This window comes from Streptococcus sp. GMD4S, assembly GCF_000296955.1.
Map to the genome: position 1 here is coordinate 1 of NZ_AJRE01000111.1, position 3,795 is coordinate 3,795.

The 3,795-nt window shown below is 41.6% G+C and carries 3 protein-coding genes; all 3 read left to right on the top strand.

Annotation, left to right across the window (positions count from 1 at the left end; all coding sequences use genetic code 11):
* The first annotated feature begins 53 nt into the window (after positions 1-53).
* A complete protein-coding gene (pabB, locus tag GMD4S_RS07335; RefSeq protein WP_008284285.1) occupies positions 54-1,775 on the top strand; it encodes an aminodeoxychorismate synthase component I in 1,722 nt (573 codons plus the stop codon).
* Positions 1,776-1,870: 95 nt separating this feature from the next.
* Positions 1,871-2,671, top strand: coding sequence for an excalibur calcium-binding domain-containing protein (locus GMD4S_RS07340; RefSeq protein ID WP_000751033.1), 801 nt, complete (start codon positions 1,871-1,873; stop codon positions 2,669-2,671).
* 100 nt (positions 2,672-2,771) lie between these two features.
* Positions 2,772-3,731 (top strand): ROK family glucokinase, encoded by a 960-nt coding sequence (locus GMD4S_RS07345; protein WP_000078592.1) that lies wholly within the window; start codon positions 2,772-2,774, stop codon positions 3,729-3,731.
* Positions 3,732-3,795: the final 64 nt, after the last annotated feature.

Below are 3,795 nucleotides of genomic sequence, written 5' to 3' on the forward strand. Positions count from 1 at the left end.
ACAAAGCTGGATTTAGCTGTTCTAGGTCGGCTTTTTTGTGCTATACTTAAGATATGCATAGAAAAACAGTGATTGATTTTAGGGCTTTAGGGGAGAGATACACCTTTACCCAGCCGATCAAAGAGTTAAAAACGAGAGATTTATCAGAAGTGGCGGACTTGCTAGCACAGGTGGAAAGCTACCAAGAACAAGGCTATTATGTGGTGGGCTACGTCAGTTACGAGGCTGCACCTGCTTTTGAGGAGAAACTAGCAGTTCATAAAGCTCCTTTACTGGGCGAGTATTTGCTTTACTTTACCGTTCATGATAGGGTGGAAACATCCCCTATTCCACTGACTTATGAGGAAGTAGATTTGCCTTCAAAGTGGCGGGAACAAACATCTGCAGAGAACTATGAAAAAGCTATTTCCCAGATTCACCATCATTTGCGTCAGGGGGACACCTATCAGGTAAATTACACCGTCCAACTCAAGCAAGACTTAAGTGCCAATCCTTTTGCCATCTACAATCGCATGGTGGTAGAGCAGGAGGCGGGCTACAATGCCTATGTTGAACATGACGAGATGGCGGTGATTTCCATGAGCCCAGAGCTCTTTTTTGAGCAAAATGACCGGGAATTAACGACTCGCCCAATGAAAGGAACAACCCAGCGGGGAGTGACTAACCAAGAAGATTTAGAACAGGCTAGTTGGCTAGAACAGGATCCTAAAAATCGCTCTGAGAATATGATGATTGTAGATCTCTTGCGCAACGATATGAACCGTATTTCCGAAGTGGGTAGTGAGCACGTGGAGTGTCTTTGCCAAGTGGAGCAGTATTCAACCGTTTGGCAAATGACTTCGACCATTAAGAGTCAGTTACGACCGGATGTGGACCTAGTTGAAATCTTCCGTTCGCTCTTTCCATGTGGATCTATCACAGGAGCTCCCAAAATTGCGACCATGGAAATCATCAAGAACTTGGAGCCCCAACCCAGAGGAGTCTACTGCGGAACGATTGGTCTCTTGCTTCCAAATGGACGACGGATTTTCAATGTCGCCATTCGGACTATTCAACTGTACCAAGAAAAAGCCATCTATGGAGTTGGCGGAGGGATTACTTGGGATAGCACTTGGGAATCTGAATACCGTGAGGTTCATCAAAAGGCGGCTGTTCTCTATCGTAAACAAGCACGTTTCCAACTGATTACGACTGGGAAAATCAGCCAAAAACAACTGCTGTTTGAAGATCAACATCTGGAAAGACTGACAAAGGCTAGTCGATATTTTGCCTATCCTTTTGATCCAGAAAACCTGAGACAAAAGATAGAGAAAGAGTGTCAAGTTTGTGATGTTAATCAAGACTACCGCTTACGAATTAGTCTCAGCAAATCGGGAGAGATAGAACTCAGTCGCCAAATCTTAACACCCTTCAGTCCAAGTTTCTGCAAAGCCAAACTTTGTCTGCAAGAGGCAGATTTGAATCAATCATTTACCTACTTTAAAACAACCCATAGACCACACTTAAGTCTAGGGGAACAGGAAATCATTTACCATAATGTAGCAGGAGAATTGCTTGAAACCTCTATTGGAAATCTGGTCTTAAAAATTAATGGTAAGCTCTACACACCTCCTATCAATCTAGGGATTTTGCCAGGAATCTACCGCCAGCATTTGCTGGAAACAGGACAGGCAGAGGAAAAAGTTCTGACTGTGCCAGACTTGGACCAAGCGGAAACTATCTATGGCTCTAATGCAGTCAGAGGCTTGTATGAGTTGGAAGTGAATTCTAAATAAACTTTATAAATCAAAAAATATAATGTATATATTGAATTGTTGAATTAAGTTTGATAAAATAAAAAGAAAACGATGTCATTTTATAGGAGGAAATGATGAAAAAAACAATTTTGCTGAAAGTGATTCTTACTGTTTTTCCAATTTTAGGTTTGTTTGCTCAACCGGTTAGTGCAGAAGAAAATATTCATTTTTCTAGTTGTAAAGAAGCATGGGAAAATGGTTATTCTGATATCCATAGAGGAGAGCCTGGATATTCTTCAAGACTAGACAAAGATGGTGATGGGATAGCTTGTGAACGTGCAAATGCACCTCGGGGAGTCTTTAAACCACGCCAGTCTAGTCCACAGAATAGAGTTTCTTCTAGTGGATGGGTTAAGCAGGATAGATATTGGTATTATTATTCTGACAATGGTAATCTAGTAACCAATTCTTGGAAAGGAGATTACTATCTCAAATCAGATGGAACAATGGCTCAGAGTGAGTGGATATATGACTCATATTACAAGGGATGGTATTATCTCAAATCGGATGGTTCGTATGCACGAAACACATGGATAGGAAGTTACTACCTTAAAGCAAACGGAAAGATGGCTCAAAGTGAATGGATTTATGATTCATCATACCAAGCTTGGTATTATTTGAAATCAGATGGATCCTATGCCCAAAATGCTTGGCAAGGCGCTTTTTATCTCAAAGCGAACGGTAAAATGGCACAAGGTGAGTGGATATATGACTCTTCTTATCAATCTTGGTACTACTTGAAATCAGATGGTTCATACGCTCGTAATACTTGGCAAGGAAATTACTATTTGAAATCAGATGGTAAAATGGCAAAGAATGAGCGAGTTGATGGTGGCAGATACTACGTAGATGGTTCTGGTCTTTGGAAACCATAAATCAGAATAATTTCTAGGAAGTTAATGCAAACCTTTGCACAAAATGGACGATTTTGTTATACTATATCTGTAAGCATTTTCAATTAAAAAGGAGAAGACGATGAGTCAAAAGATTATTGGGATTGACCTTGGTGGTACATCTGTCAAGTTCGCAATTTTAACTCAAGAGGGAGAAATCCAAGAAAAATGGTCTATCAAGACCAACATTTTGGATGAAGGAAGCCATATTGTAGATGATATGATTGAGTCTATTCAGCATCGTTTGGACTTGCTTGGATTGTCAGCCACAGACTTCCGAGGGATTGGGATGGGATCACCTGGTGTGGTTGACCGTGAAAAAGGAACTGTTATCGGTGCCTACAACCTAAACTGGAAAACCCTTCAACCGATTAAAGAAAAGATTGAAAAAGCCTTGGGGATTCCATTCTTTATCGATAATGATGCCAACGTAGCTGCTCTTGGTGAGCGTTGGATGGGTGCTGGTGAAAACCAACCAGACGTTGTCTTTATGACACTTGGTACAGGTGTTGGTGGCGGTATCGTGGCTGAAGGCAAATTGCTCCACGGTGTTGCTGGTGCTGCTGGTGAGCTTGGTCATATCACTGTTGACTTTGACCAACCAATCGCATGTACCTGTGGTAAAAAAGGCTGTCTTGAGACAGTTGCTTCCGCAACAGGGATTGTCAACTTGACTCGTCGTTATGCAGATGAATACGAAGGCGATGCAGCCTTGAAACGCTTGATTGATGACGGTGAAGAAGTAACTGCTAAAACTGTCTTTGACCTTGCAAAAGAAGGGGATGACCTTGCCTTGATCGTTTACCGAAACTTCTCACGTTACTTGGGAATCGCTTGTGCTAATATCGGCTCAATCCTAAACCCATCAACAATCGTTATCGGTGGTGGGGTGTCAGCAGCTGGAGAATTCCTTCTCCAAGGTGTTCAAAAAGTCTACGATGAAAATACCTTCCCACAAGTACGCACAACAACTAAACTAGCTCTTGCAACTCTAGGAAATGACGCTGGAGTTATCGGAGCAGCATCACTTGTATTGCAATAAGATCATAAAAGGAGAAAAACACTACTTTAAAGCCAGTGATTTTCCTCCTTTCTTTTTTTATGCT

Coding starts and splice junctions, on each gene's coding strand:
- GMD4S_RS07340 (WP_000751033.1), top strand. CDS start 1,871: ATGAAAAAAACAATTTTGCTGAAAGTGATTCTTACTGTTTTTCCAATT.
- GMD4S_RS07345 (WP_000078592.1), top strand. CDS start 2,772: ATGAGTCAAAAGATTATTGGGATTGACCTTGGTGGTACATCTGTCAAG.
- pabB (WP_008284285.1), top strand. CDS start 54: ATGCATAGAAAAACAGTGATTGATTTTAGGGCTTTAGGGGAGAGATAC.